The sequence below is a fragment of the Natronorubrum texcoconense genome, assembly GCF_900100335.1.
GTDB classification, from domain to species: domain Archaea; phylum Halobacteriota; class Halobacteria; order Halobacteriales; family Natrialbaceae; genus Natronorubrum; species Natronorubrum texcoconense.
Map to the genome: position 1 here is coordinate 319899 of NZ_FNFE01000003.1, position 19653 is coordinate 339551.

The following is a 19653-nucleotide window of genomic DNA, read 5'->3' on the forward strand; positions in this document are numbered from 1 at the left end:
CCTTCGATTCCGATCGCTGCCCGTTGAGCCGTCGGCGAGAACGGGTCGTTGGGTACTGGTGACGAGAGCGGGTCGCTCAGCGCTACCGGTGGACCGAGGTTGCTCAGTGTTGACGGTGGGCGCGGTCTGCTCAGTACTACCAGCGAGGTTGATACGTCCAGCAGTATCACCGTAATCGGACAGTCACATCCCTGTGGCGACAGCCTATCCCTGTTTCCGTCGTATCACTCGTATGCGTCTCGTTCAGGTGTTCGTTCCACACGGCGATCTGGATCTCGTCCTCGAAACAGCGGAGGCGACGGGCGTCGATTACGCCGTCTCCGAACAATCGTGTCGTGGCGAGTTCGAGGCACTCGTTTCGGTTCCCGTTCCGCCAGCCGCAGTCGAACCGTTTCTCTCGGATCTTCGTGCTGCTGGGCTCGACGAAGAGTCGTACACGGTCGTCACGGCCGCTGAGACGATCGTCTCGGACCGGACGGATGAACTGAACCGCGAGTTCGCCGGGACCAGGATTTCCCGGGAGGAGCTTCAGGCGCGGGCGGCCGATCTCGCGCCCGCCGCATCGACCTATTTCATCCTGCTCGTGGTGAGCACCGCCATCGCGACGGCCGGACTGTTACTCGACTCCGCGGCGACTATCATCGGGGCGATGGTCGTCGCACCGCTGATGGGGCCCGCGCTGTCCGCGAGCGTCGGGGTCGTCGTCGACGACGATACGCTCGCGGGGCGTGGCGTTATCCTGCAGGTTACCGGCATCTGCGTCGCCGTCGCGACGGCGGCAGTGATCGGGTGGCTCCTGCGGGGAACCGTGTTGCTCCCGCCGGGGTTCGAGATCACGACCGTTCCCGAGATCAGAGAGCGAACCACACCGAGCGTCCTCGCACTGTTTCTCGCGCTCGGCTCTGGCATCGCCGGCGTCGTCAGCCTCGTTCGTAACGTCGGCTCGGTACTCGTCGGTGTTGCCATCGCCGTTGCACTCGTGCCGCCGGCTGCGACCGCCGGACTCGGCATCGCCTGGGGACACCCGACCGTCGTCGTCACCGCCGGCACGCTCGTGCTCATCAATGTGCTTTCGATCAACCTCACCGCGCTGATCCTGCTGTGGCTCTCCGGCTACCGTCCACACCGAACGGACCGGATCGATCACGCCTACGGCCAGTTGCGCTCGCGAGTCACCGTGCTCATCGTCGCGATCGCCGTCCTCTCGCTCGTCCTCGGCGGCGTCACCTACGGAAGCTATCAGACCGCCGCGGTCGAACACGATATCCAGACGGAGCTCGAGGCGATGACTGACGACCCGGCGTTCGACGAGTTCGCCTTCCACGAACGCACCGTCGACTACGAACTCGTGGATGTCTACACCGGTGGCCAGCCGTCGGTCACCGTGCTCGTCGAACGACCGCCCGGCGAGCAGGAACCATCCGACTTCGCCGAGACCGTTCGGGAACGGCTGGAAGCGGCAACCGGAACTGACCTCGAGGTCGCCGTCGAACTGGTCGACACGCAGCGAAGCGGGTGACAGTCACGTTCCGGAGTCGTCGACCGCTTCAGTCCCGCTCGCCGAAAGTCCGCGGCGCGCCCTCGGTGGGCGTAGCCCAGTCGACGGCGTTCCGAAGCACCCGCCGAACGTCGTCGTTCTCGTAGATCGGGTACGTCTCGTGGCCCGGCCGGAAGTAGAAGATTCGGCCGCTCCCGCGCCGATAACAACAGCCGCTGCGGAACACCTCGCCGCCCTCGAACCAGCTGTTGAACACCAGTCGGTCCGGTTCGGGGACGTCGAACGGTTCGCCGTACATCTCGGTTCGGGGCAGGTCGATACACTCCTCGAGCCCGTCCGCGATCGGGTGACCGGGATCGACGACCCAGAGCCGCTCTTTCGCGCCGTCCTCGCGGTACTGCAGGCTACACGTGGTCCCCATGAGCCGCTTGAACGGCTTCGAGTAGTGGCCGGAGTGGAGGACGATCAGCCCCATTCCCTCGAGCACCCGCTCCTGGACGCGCTGGGCGACCGCATCCGAGACCTCGTCGTGGGCCTCGTGACCCCACCAGAGCAGGACGTCCGTGCGCTCGAGGACGTCCTCGGAGAGTCCGTGTTCGGGTTCGTCGAGCGTCGCGGTTCGGACGTCGTGGTCGGACTCGCCGTCGTGGCCGTGGTCGCTGAGTGCGTCGGCAATCGTTTCGTGCATGCCGTCCGGGTAGACGGCTGCGACCTCGTCGTCTTCGCGTTCGTGTCGAAACTCGTTCCAGATCGTAACTGCAGCCATCGACTACTCCTCATCGGCCAGGCGCTTAGGACGGCCGGTGCGGAGACGTGACTGTCACACAAAAATATAAAATTATTTCTACTGTTTCCACAAGTACTCGGAGTAATACTGTTATTCATCGAGAAAGACACACATAGTACGCAAATTAATCGGTCACAACCCTTATTTTGGTCGCCGCCTCCTTCTCTCTATGGACTGGAATCGCACACAAACGAGATCGAAATGGGTTGTTTCTCAGCGTCCTTCCTTCTCGACGATTCAACAATCGAGGGTTTCGCGATGATCGGCGCCGGAATCGGCGTCGGAATCGTTGGACTCGGCGGGATGGGGCACCTCCACGCACGAAGTATCTCCGAACTCGGTGCGGACGTCGTCGCCGGCGCCGACCTCGTCGAGGCACAGCGCCAGCGCTTCGCCACAGAGTTCGGCGCGGCGACGTACGAAACTCACGAGGGACTGGTCGAAGACGACGCCGTCGACGCCGTCATCGTGACGACTCCCAACCGATTCCACGAACCGATCACCGTCGACGCCCTCGAGGCCGGCTGTCACGTCCTCGTCGAGAAACCGCTCGCGCACACCTTAGAGAGCGCAGAGCGGGTCGCACGGGCCGCGGCGAGAGCGGACGGCATCTGTATGGTGGGCTTTCACAACCGTCACGCCGCGTCGATGGCCATGTTCAGCGAGCACCACGCTCGCGGCCGGTTCGGCGATCTCACGCACGTCGAGGCGAACTACGTTCGGCGGCGGGGCGTCCCCGGTCCCGGCTCCTGGTTCACCGACCCCGAACTCGCCGGCGGCGGCGCCTTGCTCGACATCGGCGTCCACGCACTCGATCTCGCCCTCTTCGCGCTCGACTTCCCGGAGATCACGGAGGTCTCGGGCGTCACCAGAACGACGTTCGGAACGACCGAAGAGTACGCGGATCCCGACGGCTTCGGCGACAACTGGGACGCCGAGAGCGAGACCTACGAGGTCGACGACTCCGTCAGCGCCTTCATCCGCTGTGCGGGCGGTGAAACCATCTCGCTCGAGGCCGCGTGGGCGACCAACCGCGAGGAGAGCATGGACTTCCGCGTGCGCGGGACGGACGCCGGCGCACAGTTCGAGATCGGCGACACGAGCCTCGACATCCTCGAGACGGGAACAGTCGGCGGCGATCACTACGCCGACGTGGCGCTCACGGGCGATTCGTCGCTCACCGGCTACACGGCGCAGGACGAGCAGTTCCTCGCGGCCGTCGCCGCCGGCACCCCGCCCGAGACGAACACCGTCGAGGAGGCCCTCACCGTCCAGCGCGTGATCGAGGCGATCTACCGCTCGAGCGAGACCGGGCGCGCGACGCAACTGACGGAGCCGGAACTCGAGGCCGAGCAGCGCGCACGGCTCAACTGACGGCTCTCGGAGCGTCCAGTCTTCGCTGAGTTTGTTGTATTCGCCCGTCCTAACCGATTCTGAGCGACGGTGACCGACGATCGAAGCGCACGAAGTCGTCGCTGTCGAATCGAACGAGCGGGTCGAAAAACGAAATCGGTCGTGGGAGTCGCCTTAGATGACTTCGTCGAAGTCGTGGTGTCCGTGGATGTCGACGCCTTCGTCGGTGATCTCACAGAGGAAGACACCGTTCCCGGAGCCGGTGTCGCGCTCGGCGGCGGACTTGATGCTGCGGGCCGCGATGGTCTTCGCCTCGTCGTTCGAGAGCCCGTCTTCATAGGCCTGCTCTAAGTGACCGTAGGCGAGTTGCATCCCGGAGCCGGTGACCGTGTAGTCGTCTTTCATGACGCCGCCGGCGGGGTCGATGCTGTAGACGTGGGAGCCCTCGTCGTCGACGCCGCCCAGGATCGGGTGGATGGCGAAGAACGGACCGCCGCGGGCGAAGTTCCCCGCGAGCGTGGCGAGGGCGTCGATGCTCATTCCCTCGCCGCGTCGGGCCTCGTAGAGGTTGACCTCGGCTCGGAGGGTCGAGATGAACGACTGTGCGCCGCCGACGCTGCCGACGAGGGTTAACGCGGCGGTCGGGTGGATCTGTTCGACCTTCTGGACGTTCTTGTTCGAGACGAAGCGGCCGCCGAGGCTGGCACGCATGTCGGTCGCGATGACGACGCCGTCGGTCGTCGTGATGCCGATCGTCGTCGTGCCGGTCTTGTTGACGTTGTCGAGGTCGGCACGCGAGAGGTCGTTCTGGGGCATCGAACCGATCTCCGGCCCGTACGGGTCCGGATCGTCGGCCAGTTGGTCGACGGTACGGGAGAAGTCCGAGTTATGTTGGGGCGCTCGCATTGACCGAAGGGTAGGGCTGGCACGATATAAAACCCCGGCGGTCACCGCCGAGGTTTCCGGTTTCATCGGCCCCGCCGAACGTCACTGCACACGCCGTCTACGGCGGCCGTGCGATCGGTGTGTGAATCGTTTCAGCGGAGACGACGGTAGCAGCGGCTCTCGAGTCGATTTATGTGAGAAACAGTGGTCGGTCGGGAGGGATCGGTCAGGGACGACTCTGTCGGGGACGGGTCAATCAGTCGTCAGTTGGTTGCGTGGTTTCGTAAACTGCCTCGACAGTTTCGAGCATGCGGTGGACCGGGATGGTAACTCCAGCTTGGCGGGCGGCCATTGCGAGTGGCATCGCGGCGATACCGATCACAATGCACAACTGGTACAGTGCGAACAGCGTCGCGCGGAAGACGCGGGATATCATCGACGTTCAACCGGGCACAGTTCAGGGGTGTATATAAGCTTTCCTGACGAGCGGAATCCGTAACGATCGTTGATCGCTCAGGAGGTCGACGCAGTCTTGCGGTTCAACTCAGGTTTCAGTAGTCCCAACTCGAGACGGACTCGAGGCGATGTACAGCTAAGTGGGCGGCAATCGATCCGGGCATTTCTCGTAACTTATGAGCATTATCCGGCTCACGTGCGCACCTCGAGCGCACGGTTGACGAACGGTATCGTCTCTCACGCGCTGGAACAACCCTCGTCCGCCGCCGACGAACCGCAAGAGAGGAAACCCCCCGGACCGACCACGACGTATGGCCAACTATCTCGTCGCGATGGAAGCCGCGTGGCTCGTTCGTGACGTCGAGGAGATCGACGACGCGATCGGCGTCGCCGTCAGCGAAGCGGGGAAACGACTCAACAGTGAAAACATGGACTACGTCGAGGTCGAGGTCGGCGCGACGGGCTGTCCCGCCTGCGGCGAGCCCTTCGACTCCGCGTTCATCGCGGCCGACACCGCGCTCGTCGGCCTCGGACTCGAGATGGAGGTCTTCAACGCGGAGGGCGAGGAACACGCCTCCCGGATCGCAAAGAGCGAGGTCGGCGGTGCACTGCGAGACGTCCCCCTCTCCGTCGTCGAAATCTTCGAAACGGAAGAGGACGAATAGCGTTCACCGATAGCGTAACGGCGCTCTGTCACCGCGACAGAAACTCAACCCAAAACATTTTCTATAACCCGCAGTTATTGTGGCGTATGGAACTCCCGACGCCCGCGGACTTGCGCCAGCGCCGAACCGAACTCGGGCTGACCCAGAGCGAACTCGCGGACACGGCAGACGTCTCCCAGCCGCTGATCGCCCGGATCGAAGGCGGCGACGTCGACCCGCGACTGTCGACACTGCGACGAATCGTCAACGCCCTCGAGAAAGCGGAGGGCGACGTCGTCCGCGCGAAGGATCTGATGAACGAGGCCGTCGTCAACGTCACACCGGACGACGCCGTCAAGGCGGCCGCCCGGAAGATGGAGGAGGAGGCCTACTCCCAGCTGGCGGTCATCCAGGACGGGATCCCTGTCGGCTCGATCAGCCAGAGCGACCTCGTTCACCTCGACTCCGAGGCGCGAGACGAACCCGTCGAGGAACACATGAGCGAGAGCTTTCCCACGGTGTCGAAAGACGCCACGCTAGACGAGATTAGCAACCTGCTCGAGCACTACAAGGCCGTGATGATCACCGAGGCCGGCGAGACGGTCGGGATCATCACCGAAGCGGACATCGCCTCGCGGTTCTCCTGAGTCGACGTTCGGCGAGTCGGCTCCCGTCGGCACCTCGAAAGCGGTAGATTGAGGGTCGTGAACCGCGAACGTCGCGCTATACATGATGGAAACGCTACTCCACGCCGGAACGGAACATCCAAGCCTGCTGTGGGTTCTCATCCCAAGCCTCCTCACGTTCTTCGCGGGACTGGGTATCGGAACCTTCTCCGAGCGGGTCCGAAACTGGATTCACGCACAGACCGAGCCGTCGCCAGAGTAGGCCGCTCGAGCGGGCGAGCGGGTTCGTCGCGGCTTCGCACGTGCTACTCGCGTTCGGCGTCGGGGCGCGGCGCGTTCTCGTACTTGACCATCTTTTCGGGTTTGTCGGAAATCGTCTCGTAGATTCGCTGGAGCGTCTCCTCGGCTGCGAGCACGTCGTGCGTCTCGAGAAACGCCCGACCCTCGTCGGTCAGGCCGTAGAACTTCCAGGGATAGCCCTGCCGTCGCTCGCCGTCGGGGAGGGCACGCTCCTCGACGACGCCGGCGTCGATCAGTTTCTGGACGTGCTTGTAAACCGTCGCCTCGCTCACGCTCGGGTTCAGTTCCTCGAGTTCGTACATCGAGGGCAGTTGCTCGGGGTGTTGCAGAATGTTGGTGAGCAGGGCGAATCGGGTCTTTTGCGTGACGAAGTGGAGGAGTTCGCGCGTCTCCGTTCCCGCCACCGGTCCCACGTCGGTACTCATGCGCCCATCTACGCGGTCACCCGCCAAGTAGTTTACCCTGGGGTAAATCACCCTGCGGTGAATCGTGGGCCGATAACGGACCAGTTTCGGAAACGGAAACGGTGTAGTAAATCCTATTGTCGTCTCCTGTGAAACGCCGGGTATGACCGACGAGTCGCCGCCAGTCCCCGACGAGGTGCTCACGAGCGCGACGGAGCGACTCGAGGCCGATGACCTCACGCTCGCGGAGAACGAGGACCTCCTCCACGCGCTGAGCGAGCTAACGCCGATCTACGAGCGCGATCGGTCCTACTTCGTCCTCGGGAACTACGATCCCGCGCAGATGCGCCGGCTCGATCTCGTCGTCGACCGACTCGACCGTCGAGCGGACGCCTACGCCTTCCGAATGAGCGACGTTCGCGGGAACTGGGACAACGGTATCCAGAAGTTCTGTCTGATCGCGGATCTCGTCACCCACATCGTCGGCGTCGCCGAGCGCGAGCCCAGCGGCTTCCTCGTCGAACAGGGGCTGCTCGTGGGCAGCGAAGAGTACTACGAGAAGAGCCACGTCCTCAAGCGGGAGTACCCCGACGCCGAGGAAGACCACCCCTACGGCTGGATGGAAGACGGCGTCTTCGAACTGCTCGAGTCCGACGGGCGACTCCACCGGTGGGAGACAGAAGACGACCTGCTCGAGGCCGTCGAAGCCCTTCCGTAGTCCCCTGTCGCCGCTGTCCGCGGAATCAGGTATGTCCTGAGACGGGAACCGGCTCGTACGGCTCCTCGAGGTACGCCATATCCGACTCCGACAGCGAGATCTCGAGCGCCTCGACGGCCTGCTCTAAGTGTTCGACGCTGGTCGTGCCGACGATCGGCGCGTCGACCCACTCTTTGTGCAACAGCCACGCGAGCGAGATCTGGGCCATCGTGCCCCCTTTCTCGGCGGCGATCTCCGCCACGCGCTCGTTGATCTTCTGGCCGCCGCCCTCCCGATACGGATGTTCGTACATGTGCTCCTCCGTCTCACCGCGTTTCGTGGCGTCGATCTCTTCGTGCGGACGCGCGAGGTAGCCGCGAGCCAGCGGGGACCACGGCATCACGCCGACGTCTTCTTTCTCGCAAAGGGGCAGCATCTCCCGTTCCTCCTCGCGGTAGACGAGGTTGTAGTGGTTCTGCATCGTCTGGAATCGCTCGAGTCCCAGCGACTCGCTCGTGTGTAACGACTCGGCGAACTGGTGGGCCCACATCGAGGAAGCGCCGACGTAACGGACGTGACCGCGACGGACGGCGTCGTCGAGCGCCCGCAGCGTCTGGTCGATCGGCGTCTTGGAATCCCAGCGGTGTGGCTGGTAGAGATCGATCGTCTCCACCCCCAGTCGCTTGCGGCTGGCCGCGAGTTCCTGGTCGATCGCCTTTCGGGAGAGCCCACCCGAGTTCGGGTCGTCCTCGCGCATCCGGAAGAACCCCTTCGTCGCGATGACCTGTGCGTCTCGGTCGTAGCCCTCGAGCGCCTCCCCCAGCACGCGCTCGGACTCGCCCCGCGAGTACATGTTCGCCGTATCGAAGAAGTTGATCCCGAGGTCGATCGCGCGCTCGATGATCTCCGCGCTCTCCTCGTCCTCTAAGACCCACTCGCGCCAGTCGCTCGAGCCGAAGCTCATACAGCCCAGACAGAGGCGGCTGACTTCCATCCCGGTCGAACCGAGCGTCGTGTACTCCATACCCGCGAGACGCTCCCCGAGCAAAAAATAGTACGTGGTACGGCAACGTGGAACGTGGCAATCCCGCACGACGACGGTGGTATCGTCTCGCGAATCAAGGGCGTGTTCAGTCGCGGCGACTGACCAGCGCTATCGTCGCTCGATTCCCCACAGTATCGCCGTTTTTCTGTGCCAGTGGTCGTGCGTGGACTCGAGTAGTCCCCGGTAGCGAAAGCGGAGGCCGCCACCGACCAGTTCGCCTGCCGGACGAGTTCGACCGGGAACGAATTGTCAGAGTTACGTTCAAACCGATCGCATGCGAAAAGGTGCCATGGACACCGCCGAGAAATTCAGCCGATACGCGGAGTGGGTCGCGGACGAGTCGCCGCTGTACGCCTCGCTAGCGAGGGCGGCGGCCGACGACGATCTCCTGCTCGACATTGCGTCGGAAGCCCGGTCGGCACAGCCCGAACCGGAACTCCTGCTTGCGGCGGTCCACTCGCTCCTCTTAGACGGCCGAGAGCATCCGCTGTCCCAATTCTATCCCTCCTGTGGTGGCGCGGATCCGGACGCAGACCCGGTACCGCAGTTCCGTGACTTCTGCAGGGCGAACGAGGCGCAGTTGCGGTCAATAGTCGCGAGGCGGCGCTGTCAGACGAACGACGTCGGGCGGTCCGCAGTGATCCGGCCAGCGTTCGAACACGTCGCCAGAACGGCCGGCACCGGGACCGTAGCGCAGGTCGAGATCGGAGCGAGCGCGGGGCTCAACCTCAATTGGGATCGGTATCAGTACGAGTTCGCGGGTGCCGGCACCGTCGGGCCGAGCGACGCACCCGTAACGATCGAATCGGAGGTTCGGGGCGACCGTCGTCCGCCGGTCTCTCGAGCCGTCCCGACGGTTGCGTATCGGCGCGGCATCGACCTGAATACCCTCGACGCGTCACTCGAGGCGGACGCCCGGTGGCTACACGCACTGATTCATCCGAATCGCGTTCGGCGACACGACCGACTCGAGGCCGCGCTCGAGGTCGCCCGCGAGCATCGACCGCCACTCACCGAGGGCGACGCCGTCGACGCCCTCCCGTCTCACCTCTCGGCGGCCCCGGACGACGCCGCCCTCGTCGTCTACAGCACACACGTCCTCTACCAACTCGACGAGGAGACGATCGCGAACCTCCGGTCGGTCCTCTCGCGGCACAGCAGGGAACGACGCGTCTACTGGCTGTCGATCGATCCCGGCGAGGAACTCGGAACGCCGACGTACCGGCTGGTGACATTCGACGACGAAACCGCGAGGGAAACGCAACTCGCACGATTCGAATCCTACGGAAAGTGGATCCGGTGGCTCGCTAGCGAGGACGGGCCTCCCTCACAGGAGCCCTCGTAGCAGCGACCCGAGCACCGGCAGGCCGAACGCGCTGGCGATGACCAAATAGACGACGGGCGTCATCTCGAGGACGGTCCACGCCGATCCCCCGAGCGTGAGCGCGAAGACGACGAGGACGACGAGACCGAAGCCGACCGCGCCGACGATGCCTCGGCGAAGGGACGGCGAGACGAACGCGACGAACGCCCCGCCGAGAACGAGACCGAACCAGTGGAGCCAGGACGCCAACAGTCCGAGGACGACCGCTCCTGCGACGGCGACGGCGTGTAACCCTGGCTCGGTTCTGACGCGCTCGAGGACGGTTCGGCTGCGCTCCAGACTGGTCTTGCGGCGTTCGACGGCCCTGTTTTCGGAACCACAGTTCTCGAGCGCTCCCTCGGACGCCTCCGACCCGGTCGTCTCGCGCGTCCCGTTCTCGTCCGATCCGCTGGCGCTCACGAGGATCCCTCCGTGAACGAAACGGTGACGTCGGCCTCCGTCGATAGCGCCATCGGTTTCTGGTCGTTGTCGATCCAGCGCTCGAACTGATCGCCGTAGTGGGCGGAGAAGTAGTCGCCCGAGTTCCCGCCGGGAAGGATCGCCGTCGCCTCGCCGCCGGGTTCGACGACCATCCGCCAACTCGAGCCGACGGCGCTCCCGGCGCGATAGTTGTTGACGGTCGCCCGCGAGCCGTCGAGGGGCAGGTCGTCGTAGTCGAGGAACGGGGCCTCCACGCCGAAGGGATGTTCGATCGGCTTCGTCGTGTTCCAGTCGCCGTAGCGCTCCCACCCTTCGTCGTCGATCTCGTCCAGCGCGGCCTCGAGCGCCTCGAGCATCGTCTCCTCGCGCGACCGGTCCGCGTAGAGGTCGCTGTCCGCCGAGAGCGTCGCGACCGCCCAGTCGCCCGGATAGTACGACTCGTCGAGATCACCCGCTTCGAACTGGGGCTCGACCGTCAGCCGTCGGAACTGCTCCATCCACCGGGCGAACAGGAGCGCCCCCTCCTCGTCGCGATCCATCCGTCGGTTCCAGTCCTCGAGCGTCGCCGTGGCGTCCGCAAGTCGGTCGGTGACGTCACGGCTCTCGACGACGTCGAATAGGTCGGGGAGGAGTTGGTCCGCCCGACCGTCGTGGGTGTCGGACTGGAGGTCACGGTGGAACTCGAGGTCCGTCCCTTCGCCGTTCTCGACGGCCTCGTCCAACCGATCGTAGATGCGCGCACCGCGGTAGGGCGAGGCGTACGCGACGCCGACGTAGTGTTCGGGATCGTCGACGACGCGCTGGTTGGCCGTCGCGAGCACGTCGGGATCGATGGCGTGCGGTTTTGCCTCGAACGGGACGAAGCCGTCCCACGACGACTCGCCGAAGGGGGTGAACCCCTCCCACTCGCCCTCGCCCGCGGAGCCGTCGAAGATCCGGTTGCCGGGCACTTCCTCGCCGCCGATCGTTCGGATCGGGAGCTGTCCCGTCGCGTAGTACAGCGTCCGCCCGTCGACGTCCGCGTAGACGAGGTTCTGCGTCGGGAGGTCGAACTTGCGGGTCGCCTCGAGCAAGTCCTCGAGCCCGTCGCTACGGCCGAACTCGTAGATCGCCTCGGTCGTCCGCGTGGCGGTGTGGCCGGTCCAAGCGACGCCGACGGTCCGCTCCTCTCGCTCGAGGACCGGCCCGTGAACGGTCTTTCTGACCGTGATCGTTCGATTTTCCCCGTCGGCGACGACGAGTTCGCGCTCCTCGCGGTCGAACTCGCGCCACTCGTCGTCGTATCGATACCGTTCACCATTTTCGTCGATCTCGTACCGGTAGCAGTCGAGGACGTCGGCGCCGACGTTGGTGAACGACCAGGTCCCCGAGTCGTTGGCGCCGGCAATGACGAACGGCACGCCCGGGAACGTCGCGCCCCGAACCGAGCGCTCGGGCGTTTCGACGCGTTGCTCGTACCACAGCGGCGGCGTCATCAGCGTGAGGTGGGGATCGTAGGCGACGATCGGGTTACCGCTTTCCGTGTGTGCCCCCGAGACGACCCAGCTGTTCGAGCCGACGCCGGTCGGCGACTCGTACCTCGAGAGCCAGTTCGTCAATTCGTCGCCCACGTTCCCGGCCGCGTCGGCTCCGTTCGTCCCACCGGTTCCGTCGCTATCGTCGTCGCCACCGTTGTCGTTTTCGCTGTCTCCATCGTCAGTCTCGAGCCGATCCGCGTCGACGGCGTCGCGGAGGATCGGTGTATCGTGGTCCATCCGCTCGGGAAACAGCTCGTCGGCGACGGTCTCGCCGAGTCGATCGGCGACCAGCGCCCGCCGGAGTTCATCGAAGTTCCCCGTCAGATCCCACGAGATCTGTTTCTCCATCAGCATCGAGTCCGCCGGCGTCCACTCGCGGGGCTCGTAGTCGAGGAGTTCGAACTCGAGGGGGAGCAACCCGGCCTCGATGACGGTGTTGACGCCGTCGGCGTAGGCCTCGACGAGTTCGCCCGCGGGCGTCTCGGCGATCGACTCCCAGGTTGCCTCGGCAGCGCCCGCGAAGTCCATCCGGACGTGGAACTCGTCGTCATCGAGGGTGGCCTCGCCGACGAGTTCGGAGAGCTGGCCCCGCATGACCCGCCGCTGGAGATCGAGCTGAAACAGTCGGTCGTACGCCTGCACGTAGCCGACGGCGAAGTACGCCGCGGCCTCGTCGTCGGCCTCGACGTGCGGAACGCCGTGGTCGTCGACCCGGAGGCTGGCCTCGCCGTAGGGGTTCTCGACGGAGTCCGGAAGCGACCGGCTGGCCGTGTTCCAGGCCCGCCCCGACAGCGGCGCGAACTGCGACAGGAGCTCTCGAGCCCCGGTCAGCGTCAGTCCGCCGATCCCTGCGGCAAGCGCGCCCGCGAGCACGCCCCGGCGTGTGGTGTCTGCTGGCACAGTTCAGACGATTCGCTGCCGCCGACTTAACTATCACGCTGTGTGAAGTTTAGACGTGAAAGTCGGTTCGATCGGAGAACACCGGCGAGGGGCGACTCGAGGACGGTGACGACGTTTGAACGACGGCCCGCCACTCGATGGCCCGTGACGGCCCGTCGGTCAGAGCGAATCGGTGTCGAGCCGAGTGATCGCCGACCGAATCCCGAGAAAGACGACGACCGCCACCAGACAGTAGCCGGCGAGCGAGAGCCAGGTCGTCGCCGTCGGACTCCCGATCGCGAGCTTCGCGACGGTGTTCGCGGGATGTTCGGGCAGCAGGGTCGCGATCACCAGCGCGGCGACGATGCCGACGGAGTACCCGATCTGGGCCTGCCGCCGGTCAGGCGCGACGAGCGCGATGGCGGTTCCGACCCCCGTAACCAGCAACGCGAGCGCGGAGACGAACACGACGAGCGCCGCCGGCAACGCGATTCCGGTCCCGTTGACCGCGAGGAGAACGAGCCACGCGGCAGCCTGTAGCGGCGCCAGCGCGGCGATCGTGAGAAGCTTCACGTCGGCGATGTCGACGAGCGACAGCGGACTGACCCGGAGCAACTCGAGGGTCCCTCGCGAGCGCTCTTCGATCAGCGAGTCGACGACGATCGAGCCGCTGATGAACACCGGCAGGAACAGGAGCAACGGCACCAGTACGGTGTAGGTGAACTCGACGTACGGACTCGCGTCGCCCTCCGTCGGGACGGTCAGAGGCGGTTCCTCGAGGGCGTCCGCGTTGGCGACGCGCTCCTCGTGTTCGAGCGACTCGAGGAGCTCCTGCAACTGGACGACGAGCAGCGTCGTCTCGAGGCCGTCGTCGGCCGCGGTCACCCCGACGACGAGCCGGTCCTCGGCGTCTCTGGTCACCTCGAGAACGGCCTCGAACTGCCCGTCGTCGAACGCCTGTATCGCCTCGTCGCGGTCCCCGGCGACGGTCGGTTCGAGACCGTCGCGTTCGTCCGCGAGCGCCCGAAGCTGCTGGACGTCCTCGGCGTCTTGGCCGGCGATGACGATCTCGGCACCGTAGCCCTCCGCGGAGCCGGGATCGTACAGCGAGACCAGCCCGACGACGAGAAACGAGGAGAAGCCGGCGATAACGAGCTGGATCGCCAGCGCGAGGACGATCGTCTTCTCGGAGCGAAGCGAGCCGAGTTCGCGGCGGGCGACGGCCCAGCGGGGACCGAAGAGCGAGTCGATCGGTCCGAACAGCGAGCCGAGACGGGAGTCTGCGCTCGACGTGTTGTCGGCCGGTCGCGGCGGATTCGGGCCGCGTTGGACGGGGACCTGCTCGTCGCGGGGCCGCTCGTCGCTCGAGTCGCGTACTCCGTTTCGCCCGCTTCGCCGGTCGCGATCACGCGACAAGCGCGATCACCCCGAGGTTGTAGGCCGCGTGAACGAGCGTTGCGATCACGAACGCGACCGCGTACGCGTTCTGTCCGCGACTCGCGCCGAGCGCGGAGATCACGGCGGTCACGACGTGCAACACCAGCGGCGCGAAAAAGAGCGCGAGGAGGAGCAGCGGATCGCTCGACAGCGCGGGGCCGAAGGCGGCGACGCCGACCGTCAGTTCTGGGAGGCCCACGAACTGGGCGACGTGGGTGAGCTTCTCGCCGACGAAGAAGCCGACCCCGGAGAGGACGCCGAGGAGGACGGCGATCCGGAGGGAGGACTCGAATTTCGAGCGGGCGAAGCCGGCGTAGACGTGGATGCTCTTGGCGAACTCCTCGATGGCCGCCGCGAGGACGAAGATCATGGGGAGAGCGAACGTCTCCGGAACGGCGAACAAGAGGGCGACGGCGAGCAACTGAGCCGTAAAGACGAACGGGATAAAGAGCATCGACAGAATCGGGACGCTTCGGTAGCCGTGGAGTCGACTCGCGAGGGCGTCGATCACCTTCACCGGGATCGCCTTCTGGGCGAACATGTCCTCCTCGCGGTAGACGCCGAGACCGAGCAGGAAGCAGATGCCCGCGCTGGCGAGGAACGGGCCCGTCGAGAAGAGATACTCGCCCAGTCGGACCGTCTCGCCCTGTAGGTCCATCACGATCAGCGTCAGTGGCGAGATCAGCGCGATCGGTGTCACGTCGGTGAAGACTGCCGGGATGAACGTATAGGTGGTCAGGAAGACGCTGATCGTGACCGTCACGAACGTGAGCTCCTTGTACGACCGCGCGAGCATCGCGCCGACGAACGTAGCCGCCAGAAAGAGCAGCGCGATCGGGATCGCCGCGGCGACCGAGAGGGGGCCGCCACCGACGGCGACCGTGATCGCGACGGCGATGGCAACGAGAGCCGCCAAATACGGCAGCGTCTTGCCGGCGACGATCTCTCGGCTCGAGGCCGGCGACACGAGCAACAGTTCGCCGCGCCGTTTGATTCGCTCGTCCATGATCGTGCTTCCGTAGGCCTGGATAACGAAGTTCATCGGGACGACGAACAGGAAGGCGAGCAGCAGTGACTGGAAGGGAAACGGCGGCGAGATCGATCCCGGCGTCCCCGAGGCGTCCTCGACGGCGCCGCTGCCGACATCGGGGACCTGGAGACTGCCGTCGCCCGTGCCACTAGTTCCGTCAGTGGTACCCCCGTCGTCGTCGCTCGAGTCCTCAGTACCGGTTCCGGAATCATCGCCGGTGCCATCCGTCGTCTCACTCCCGCCGTTCCCGTCGGTGGTCGAGTCATCGCCAGTCTCGCTCTCGTCAGTGTCAGTTCCGCTACCGTCAGCCGTCGCCCCGCCGAGGTCGCGGTCCCGGTACTCGAGGTCGACCAACACGGGATAGGCGGCCGTCTGGTTTGCCTCCTGACTCAACCGTCGTTCGTTGTACTCCTTGACTGCGTCTCGGAACGCGTCGTAGGCGACAGCCCCGTTCGGCCCGACGTGGCCGATCTGTCCCCGTTGTGTGACCACCACGTCGGCGTTCGCGTCCTCCCCGTCGTCGGTGATCTCGAGGTCCTCGAGTCCGATCACCCGAAAGGAGTCACTCTCGACGGCGACGTCGTGGTACTGGCTGTCCTCGTCGACGGCCATCACGTAGAGTTCGTCCTCGAGACCGAGCCCCTCGTCGGCGACGGAGATCCCGACGATGCCGACGGTCAGGAGCAATCCCACGAGCACGAGCGCCGTCTTTCGGTCGACCGTGCCGGTGCTTCGGAAGACCTCCCAGCGGGCGATCCGAGTCGTCCGCGCCAGCACGCCGCGGAGGCGAGCAGCGCCGGAGCGCGTGTCCCGTTCGCGCTCGTCGCTCACGTCCGCGCCTCCGCCGTATCCTCGTCGGAATCCGATCTACCGGATTCGTCGCCGTCTCGGCCGTCGCGTTCGGCACCGTTTCGCCCCTCGTTGTTCTTGCGGCTTTCGCTGTTTTCGCGGCTCTCGCTCGCGACCTCGAGGAAGATGTCCTCGAGCGTCGGCGTCTCCGTCTGGATGTCCGTGATCCGACCGCCGTCCCGTTCGACGGTTTCGCGGACGCTCTCCACGCCGGCCATATCCGCGACGACGTGACGGAACTCGTCGTCGATCGGGGCTCCGTTTCCGGCGTCGACCGTCGCGTAGACGTGGTACTCGGTGCCGCCGTGGGCCTTCCGAATCGCGTCGATGGTCCCGCGGGCGACGATCCGCCCGTCGTTCATGATGATGATCCGATCGCAGACGCTCTCGACGTGAAAGAGATTGTGCGCGCTGAAGACGATCGTCTTCCCCTCGTCGCTCAACTCCTGGGTGAACTCGATGATGTAGTTGGTCGTCAGCGGGTCCAGCCCGGAGGCAGGTTCGTCGAAGATCAGCACGTCGGGGTCGTTCACCAGCGCCCGCGCGATGGCCACCTTGCGTTTCATCCCCTTCGACATGTTGCCGAGTCGGCGGTCGCGGTGTTCGAGATCGAGGCGCTCGAGCGTGCGGTCGATCCGGTCGCGAGCGACGGTTCGGGGGACGTCGTAGAGATCCGCGAAGAACTCGAGGTAGTCGGTCGCGGTCATCTCCTCGTACAGGGGAGATTCCTCGGGGAGAAAGCCGAGTCGGCGGGCCATCTCGGGGTCGCCGGGGGTGTGGCCGGCGACCACGGCGGTGCCGGCGGTCGGCTCGATGAGTCCGGCGAGCATCTTCAGCGTCGTCGTCTTCCCCGCACCGTTGGGACCGACGACGCCGAAGACTTCGCCGCGCTCGATCGCAAACGAACTGCCGTCGACGGCGGTAAAGCCGCCGTACTCCTTGCGGAGGTCGTCCACTTCGAGTATCGCCATTCGTTACTCGAGCGTCGAAGAGGCGTCAGTAAAGTGTAGCGGCTAGTGACGGTCTCCGGTATCGGTAGGTGGGGAACGGTTCCGGCGGTTGGATCGACTCCCGCCAGTTATCGACGCCGATCGCCGCCGAACGGAGCCCCAAGACGTCTCGGGCACTCGAGTCGCCTGCCAAACCTCCATACCCCGTGACACCGTACCCTCTGGATACATGACCCGCCTCCGGACTGCACACACCCCGGACGGTCGCCGCCTCGAGGCCTCGCACGTCCTCGAGGCCCCCGCAGCGGACGCCTGGGAGCTACTGGTCGACACCACACGGTGGCCCGAGTGGTCGCCGCTCGTCAACGGCGTCGAGTCGACCGACCGGCGGCTTCGTTCGGGGACCACCGGTCGCGTACGGGTCTCGGGTGTCTGGCTCTCGTTCCGAATCACCGACTGTTCGGATCGACGGTGGGCGTGGCGGATCTCCGGGCTTCCGATCGCGGCCCACCGGGTCGACGACCTCGAGGGCAGCCGGTGTCGAATCGTCTTCGAGCTTCCGCTACACGCCGTCGGCTCAGTCCCGGTCTGTCTGCGCGCGCTCGAGCGACTCGAAGCGTTGCTCGTCGAGTAGGACGCGTCTCGGTCGTCGCTGTATTTCGATGTTCGATTCGGTAGGTCCCTGGTCCCTATGCGAGTACAACAACTGTTCAAGTTCGCGCGTGGTAGTTCACGTGAGGCCCCACACCACACCGAGAAAGATACCGAGAACCATACCGAATGTAATACCTATCGTAATATCACCCAGTGCAAGTCCAAGAGCGGCTCCTAGTAGCGGTCCGAACGCAATCCCCAAGGCCATCTTATTCAAATCTATTTGGTCGTCTTCTTCGTCAGACACGTGCTGTCTTTGGACTTCCGGTGAAATAAACCCAGAGATCTAGTGGCACGTGAGTTCCCACACTGGCCGCAAGGATTCAGATTGCTCCGAATCGAGTGCGATTCGCTACCGCTATCCGGCATCCATTACGGCGGCCGCTCGAGCCCGAACCGGTCGTCGGTTCGCGTGTACAAACTCCCCGCCAGCCGACCGACCGCGTCGACGTCGTTCACGTCGATCTTCCCATCAGTAGTCACCGACTCGTCCAGATGGACGTACCGGACGTCGCCCAGCACGAGCGTCGAGCCGCCGACATCGAGCAGCTCTCGGAGGGTGCACTCGAAGGCGATCTTCGCGTCAGCGACTCGAGGAACGTCGACCACGGACGAGGCGGCGCGGTCGATGTCCGCGTGGTCGAACTCGCTCTCGCCCGCCGGCAAACTCGCGCTGGTCTCGTTCATCGCCTCCTCGAGGCCGTCGGTGACGATATTGACGACGAACTCGCCCGATTCGCGGGCGTTTCGCGGGGTATCCTTGAGGCCCTCCGGACCGTCGACCGGCGCAAAGAGCAAGACCGGCGGGTCGACCGATGCCACGGTGAAGAAACTGTACGGTGCGAGGTTGTCAACGCCGTCGGCGCTGCGGGTGCTCACCCACGCGATGGGACGCGGGACGACCGCACTCGAGAGCACGCGATAGAGCGATCCCGGGTGCGTGTCGGGATCGATCTCGAGGGAGTTCGTGCGGTCGTTCGGTTCGGTCCCGCCGTCGGTAGCGTCCGGTTCGATCTCGTCTGTCGGAGGTGAGTCTGTCATGTGTGTGAGCGCGCGTTCGGTCCGTACCGAGGCCACTAACGCCGTGTTAGCTGGTTCGGACCCGAACTGCTAAAACGGTTCGTACCGTAGCCAGCGTAGATTCAATCGATGTCTTCCCAACAGCCCCACACACAGGAGGAACAATCCCCGTCCCGCGACGACCAGTCGCCTTCCAACGACGGTCAGCCCAACGCCTGCCCCGTCATCGAATCGCTCGAGCAGATCGGCTCCCAGTGGCGACTGGCCGTCCTCCACGAACTCCTCGAGGGCGAACAGCGGTTCAACGAACTCAAGCGCTCGACCGAGGCGAACGCGCGCACCCTCTCGCGCGTGCTCGACGACCTCGGCGAGATGGGCTTTGTCGAACGCCGAATCGAGGAGGACGCCCCCATCGCAACCTACTACAGTTTGACGGACAAGGGACGGTCCCTCGAACCCGTCTTCGACGAAATCGAGTGCTGGGCTGGCTCGTGGCTCGACGAGGAATTCGAGGGCTGAATCGGTACTGTGGGCGACTCGAGTCCGAACTGTCGCTCTGATACGTCTCAGTCGAAGACTGGTTGACACACTCTGGGGTTCGTACAGATACGCTTCGAATCGCGCCGAAAGTGCAAACCACGTGCGGTGGCGCGCGCTGTGCTGTGGTGAACCGACGGTGAACCGCAGCACAACACCGTGCGAGGTCTTCGCGAGTAACACGAGCGAACGGCTCGGAAGGCGCGTTGCGTCTTCCGTTGGATGAGCGAGTGAAGTGAGCGAATCGGCTGGGGAGGACGTGGGAATCCTTGGATCCACGA

At 65.0% G+C, this 19653-nt stretch carries 21 protein-coding genes; 9 read left to right on the plus strand and 12 right to left on the minus strand.

The genetic code is table 11. The features are described 5' to 3' along the window. Window positions 1-232 precede the first annotated feature (232 nt). Window positions 233-1519 (plus strand): TIGR00341 family protein, encoded by a 1287-nt coding sequence (locus BLT08_RS12070; protein ID WP_090307170.1) that lies wholly within the window; start codon window positions 233-235, stop codon window positions 1517-1519. A gap of 28 nt (window positions 1520-1547) precedes the next feature. On the opposite strand, the gene BLT08_RS12075 is transcribed toward BLT08_RS12070, so the two are convergent. After that, on the minus strand, window positions 1548-2264 hold the full coding sequence (locus BLT08_RS12075) for a ThuA domain-containing protein (RefSeq protein ID WP_090307173.1): 717 nt from the start codon (window positions 2262-2264) through the stop codon (window positions 1548-1550). 279 nt (window positions 2265-2543) lie between these two features. Here BLT08_RS12075 and BLT08_RS12080 point away from each other — a divergent pair, with 279 nt between their 5' ends. Next, complete coding sequence (locus BLT08_RS12080; protein WP_090307177.1) at window positions 2544-3659, plus strand: Gfo/Idh/MocA family protein; 1116 nt, start codon at window positions 2544-2546, stop codon at window positions 3657-3659. Window positions 3660-3812: 153 nt separating this feature from the next. Here the strand turns inward: BLT08_RS12080 and psmB are convergent, their stop codons facing one another. Then, entirely contained in the window at window positions 3813-4544 is a 732-nt protein-coding gene (gene psmB, locus BLT08_RS12085; protein ID WP_090307182.1) for an archaeal proteasome endopeptidase complex subunit beta, read from the minus strand. A 235-nt stretch (window positions 4545-4779) separates the two neighbouring features. Beyond that, window positions 4780-4959 carry a hypothetical protein gene (locus tag BLT08_RS23375; protein WP_090307185.1) on the minus strand — a complete coding sequence of 60 codons (180 nt, stop codon included), beginning with the start codon at window positions 4957-4959 and terminating at the stop codon, window positions 4780-4782. A gap of 331 nt (window positions 4960-5290) precedes the next feature. Here BLT08_RS23375 and BLT08_RS12095 point away from each other — a divergent pair, with 331 nt between their 5' ends. The 3 genes from BLT08_RS12095 (at window position 5291) to BLT08_RS23005 (ending at window position 6511) form a co-directional block, all read left to right on the plus strand. Beyond that, window positions 5291-5644, plus strand: a complete 354-nt coding sequence (locus tag BLT08_RS12095) for a DUF555 domain-containing protein (protein ID WP_090307189.1) — start codon at window positions 5291-5293, stop codon at window positions 5642-5644. A gap of 86 nt (window positions 5645-5730) precedes the next feature. Then, a complete protein-coding gene (locus BLT08_RS12100) occupies window positions 5731-6270 on the plus strand; it encodes a CBS domain-containing protein (protein ID WP_090307193.1) in 540 nt (179 codons plus the stop codon). An 82-nt stretch (window positions 6271-6352) separates the two neighbouring features. Beyond that, window positions 6353-6511 (plus strand): hypothetical protein, encoded by a 159-nt coding sequence (locus BLT08_RS23005; RefSeq protein ID WP_175529296.1) that lies wholly within the window; start codon window positions 6353-6355, stop codon window positions 6509-6511. A gap of 43 nt (window positions 6512-6554) precedes the next feature. On the opposite strand, the gene BLT08_RS12105 is transcribed toward BLT08_RS23005, so the two are convergent. After that, window positions 6555-6974, minus strand: a complete 420-nt coding sequence (locus BLT08_RS12105; RefSeq protein ID WP_090307196.1) for a helix-turn-helix transcriptional regulator — start codon at window positions 6972-6974, stop codon at window positions 6555-6557. Between the two features lie 142 nt (window positions 6975-7116). Here BLT08_RS12105 and BLT08_RS12110 point away from each other — a divergent pair, with 142 nt between their 5' ends. Further along, window positions 7117-7671 carry a DUF8170 family protein gene (locus BLT08_RS12110; RefSeq protein ID WP_090307201.1) on the plus strand — a complete coding sequence of 185 codons (555 nt, stop codon included), beginning with the start codon at window positions 7117-7119 and terminating at the stop codon, window positions 7669-7671. 25 nt (window positions 7672-7696) lie between these two features. Here the strand turns inward: BLT08_RS12110 and BLT08_RS12115 are convergent, their stop codons facing one another. Next, the gene (locus BLT08_RS12115) at window positions 7697-8674 is read right to left on the minus strand and encodes an aldo/keto reductase (RefSeq protein WP_090307205.1); all 978 of its coding nucleotides are present in this window, start codon (window positions 8672-8674) and stop codon (window positions 7697-7699) included. A gap of 310 nt (window positions 8675-8984) precedes the next feature. Between BLT08_RS12115 and BLT08_RS12120 the strand changes: the two genes are divergently transcribed. Beyond that, window positions 8985-10040, plus strand: a complete 1056-nt coding sequence (locus tag BLT08_RS12120; RefSeq protein ID WP_090307209.1) for a DUF2332 domain-containing protein — start codon at window positions 8985-8987, stop codon at window positions 10038-10040. On the opposite strand, the gene BLT08_RS12125 is transcribed toward BLT08_RS12120, so the two are convergent. From BLT08_RS12125 to BLT08_RS12145, 5 genes are all read right to left on the minus strand, one after another. Continuing rightward, window positions 10023-10478, minus strand: coding sequence for a hypothetical protein (locus BLT08_RS12125; protein WP_090307213.1), 456 nt, complete (start codon window positions 10476-10478; stop codon window positions 10023-10025). The genes BLT08_RS12120 and BLT08_RS12125 overlap by 18 nt on opposite strands. Next, window positions 10475-12916 carry a penicillin acylase family protein gene (locus BLT08_RS12130; RefSeq protein WP_175529297.1) on the minus strand — a complete coding sequence of 814 codons (2442 nt, stop codon included), beginning with the start codon at window positions 12914-12916 and terminating at the stop codon, window positions 10475-10477. The genes BLT08_RS12125 and BLT08_RS12130 overlap by 4 nt, the downstream gene beginning before the upstream one ends. A gap of 159 nt (window positions 12917-13075) precedes the next feature. Further along, window positions 13076-14311: an ABC transporter permease gene (locus BLT08_RS12135; RefSeq protein ID WP_090307222.1), complete on the minus strand. Its 1236-nt coding sequence runs from the start codon at window positions 14309-14311 to the stop codon at window positions 13076-13078. Next, window positions 14301-16193: an ABC transporter permease family protein gene (locus BLT08_RS12140; protein ID WP_090307227.1), complete on the minus strand. Its 1893-nt coding sequence runs from the start codon at window positions 16191-16193 to the stop codon at window positions 14301-14303. Before BLT08_RS12140 ends, BLT08_RS12135 begins: the two co-directional genes overlap by 11 nt. Beyond that, window positions 16190-17182 (minus strand): ABC transporter ATP-binding protein, encoded by a 993-nt coding sequence (locus tag BLT08_RS12145; RefSeq protein ID WP_090307232.1) that lies wholly within the window; start codon window positions 17180-17182, stop codon window positions 16190-16192. Before BLT08_RS12145 ends, BLT08_RS12140 begins: the two co-directional genes overlap by 4 nt. Window positions 17183-17390: 208 nt before the next feature. Between BLT08_RS12145 and BLT08_RS12150 the strand changes: the two genes are divergently transcribed. Beyond that, window positions 17391-17795 carry an SRPBCC family protein gene (locus BLT08_RS12150; RefSeq protein WP_090307235.1) on the plus strand — a complete coding sequence of 135 codons (405 nt, stop codon included), beginning with the start codon at window positions 17391-17393 and terminating at the stop codon, window positions 17793-17795. A 96-nt stretch (window positions 17796-17891) separates the two neighbouring features. Here the strand turns inward: BLT08_RS12150 and BLT08_RS23010 are convergent, their stop codons facing one another. Together BLT08_RS23010 and BLT08_RS12155 are read right to left on the minus strand one after the other, a co-directional pair. Next, window positions 17892-18062: a glycine zipper domain-containing protein gene (locus BLT08_RS23010; RefSeq protein ID WP_175529298.1), complete on the minus strand. Its 171-nt coding sequence runs from the start codon at window positions 18060-18062 to the stop codon at window positions 17892-17894. A gap of 125 nt (window positions 18063-18187) precedes the next feature. Then, window positions 18188-18856 carry a flavin reductase family protein gene (locus BLT08_RS12155; protein ID WP_090307238.1) on the minus strand — a complete coding sequence of 223 codons (669 nt, stop codon included), beginning with the start codon at window positions 18854-18856 and terminating at the stop codon, window positions 18188-18190. A 108-nt stretch (window positions 18857-18964) separates the two neighbouring features. Here BLT08_RS12155 and BLT08_RS12160 point away from each other — a divergent pair, with 108 nt between their 5' ends. Further along, a complete protein-coding gene (locus BLT08_RS12160; RefSeq protein WP_090307241.1) occupies window positions 18965-19354 on the plus strand; it encodes a winged helix-turn-helix transcriptional regulator in 390 nt (129 codons plus the stop codon). Window positions 19355-19653 lie beyond the last annotated feature (299 nt).

What these genes read in the sequence shown, in the direction of transcription:
- BLT08_RS12070 (WP_090307170.1), top strand. Translation starts at nt 233, where the DNA reads ATGCGTCTCGTTCAGGTGTTCGTTCCACACGGCGATCTGGATCTCGTC.
- BLT08_RS12075 (WP_090307173.1), bottom strand. Translation starts at nt 2,264, where the DNA reads ATGGCTGCAGTTACGATCTGGAACGAGTTTCGACACGAACGCGAAGAC.
- BLT08_RS12080 (WP_090307177.1), top strand. Translation starts at nt 2,544, where the DNA reads ATGATCGGCGCCGGAATCGGCGTCGGAATCGTTGGACTCGGCGGGATG.
- psmB (WP_090307182.1), bottom strand. Translation starts at nt 4,544, where the DNA reads ATGCGAGCGCCCCAACATAACTCGGACTTCTCCCGTACCGTCGACCAA.
- BLT08_RS23375 (WP_090307185.1), bottom strand. Translation starts at nt 4,959, where the DNA reads ATGATATCCCGCGTCTTCCGCGCGACGCTGTTCGCACTGTACCAGTTG.
- BLT08_RS12095 (WP_090307189.1), top strand. Translation starts at nt 5,291, where the DNA reads ATGGCCAACTATCTCGTCGCGATGGAAGCCGCGTGGCTCGTTCGTGAC.
- BLT08_RS12100 (WP_090307193.1), top strand. Translation starts at nt 5,731, where the DNA reads ATGGAACTCCCGACGCCCGCGGACTTGCGCCAGCGCCGAACCGAACTC.
- BLT08_RS23005 (WP_175529296.1), top strand. Translation starts at nt 6,353, where the DNA reads ATGATGGAAACGCTACTCCACGCCGGAACGGAACATCCAAGCCTGCTG.
- BLT08_RS12105 (WP_090307196.1), bottom strand. Translation starts at nt 6,974, where the DNA reads ATGAGTACCGACGTGGGACCGGTGGCGGGAACGGAGACGCGCGAACTC.
- BLT08_RS12110 (WP_090307201.1), top strand. Translation starts at nt 7,117, where the DNA reads ATGACCGACGAGTCGCCGCCAGTCCCCGACGAGGTGCTCACGAGCGCG.
- BLT08_RS12115 (WP_090307205.1), bottom strand. Translation starts at nt 8,674, where the DNA reads ATGGAGTACACGACGCTCGGTTCGACCGGGATGGAAGTCAGCCGCCTC.
- BLT08_RS12120 (WP_090307209.1), top strand. Translation starts at nt 8,985, where the DNA reads ATGGACACCGCCGAGAAATTCAGCCGATACGCGGAGTGGGTCGCGGAC.
- BLT08_RS12145 (WP_090307232.1), bottom strand. Translation starts at nt 17,182, where the DNA reads ATGGCGATACTCGAAGTGGACGACCTCCGCAAGGAGTACGGCGGCTTT.
- BLT08_RS12150 (WP_090307235.1), top strand. Translation starts at nt 17,391, where the DNA reads ATGACCCGCCTCCGGACTGCACACACCCCGGACGGTCGCCGCCTCGAG.
- BLT08_RS12155 (WP_090307238.1), bottom strand. Translation starts at nt 18,856, where the DNA reads ATGACAGACTCACCTCCGACAGACGAGATCGAACCGGACGCTACCGAC.
- BLT08_RS12160 (WP_090307241.1), top strand. Translation starts at nt 18,965, where the DNA reads ATGTCTTCCCAACAGCCCCACACACAGGAGGAACAATCCCCGTCCCGC.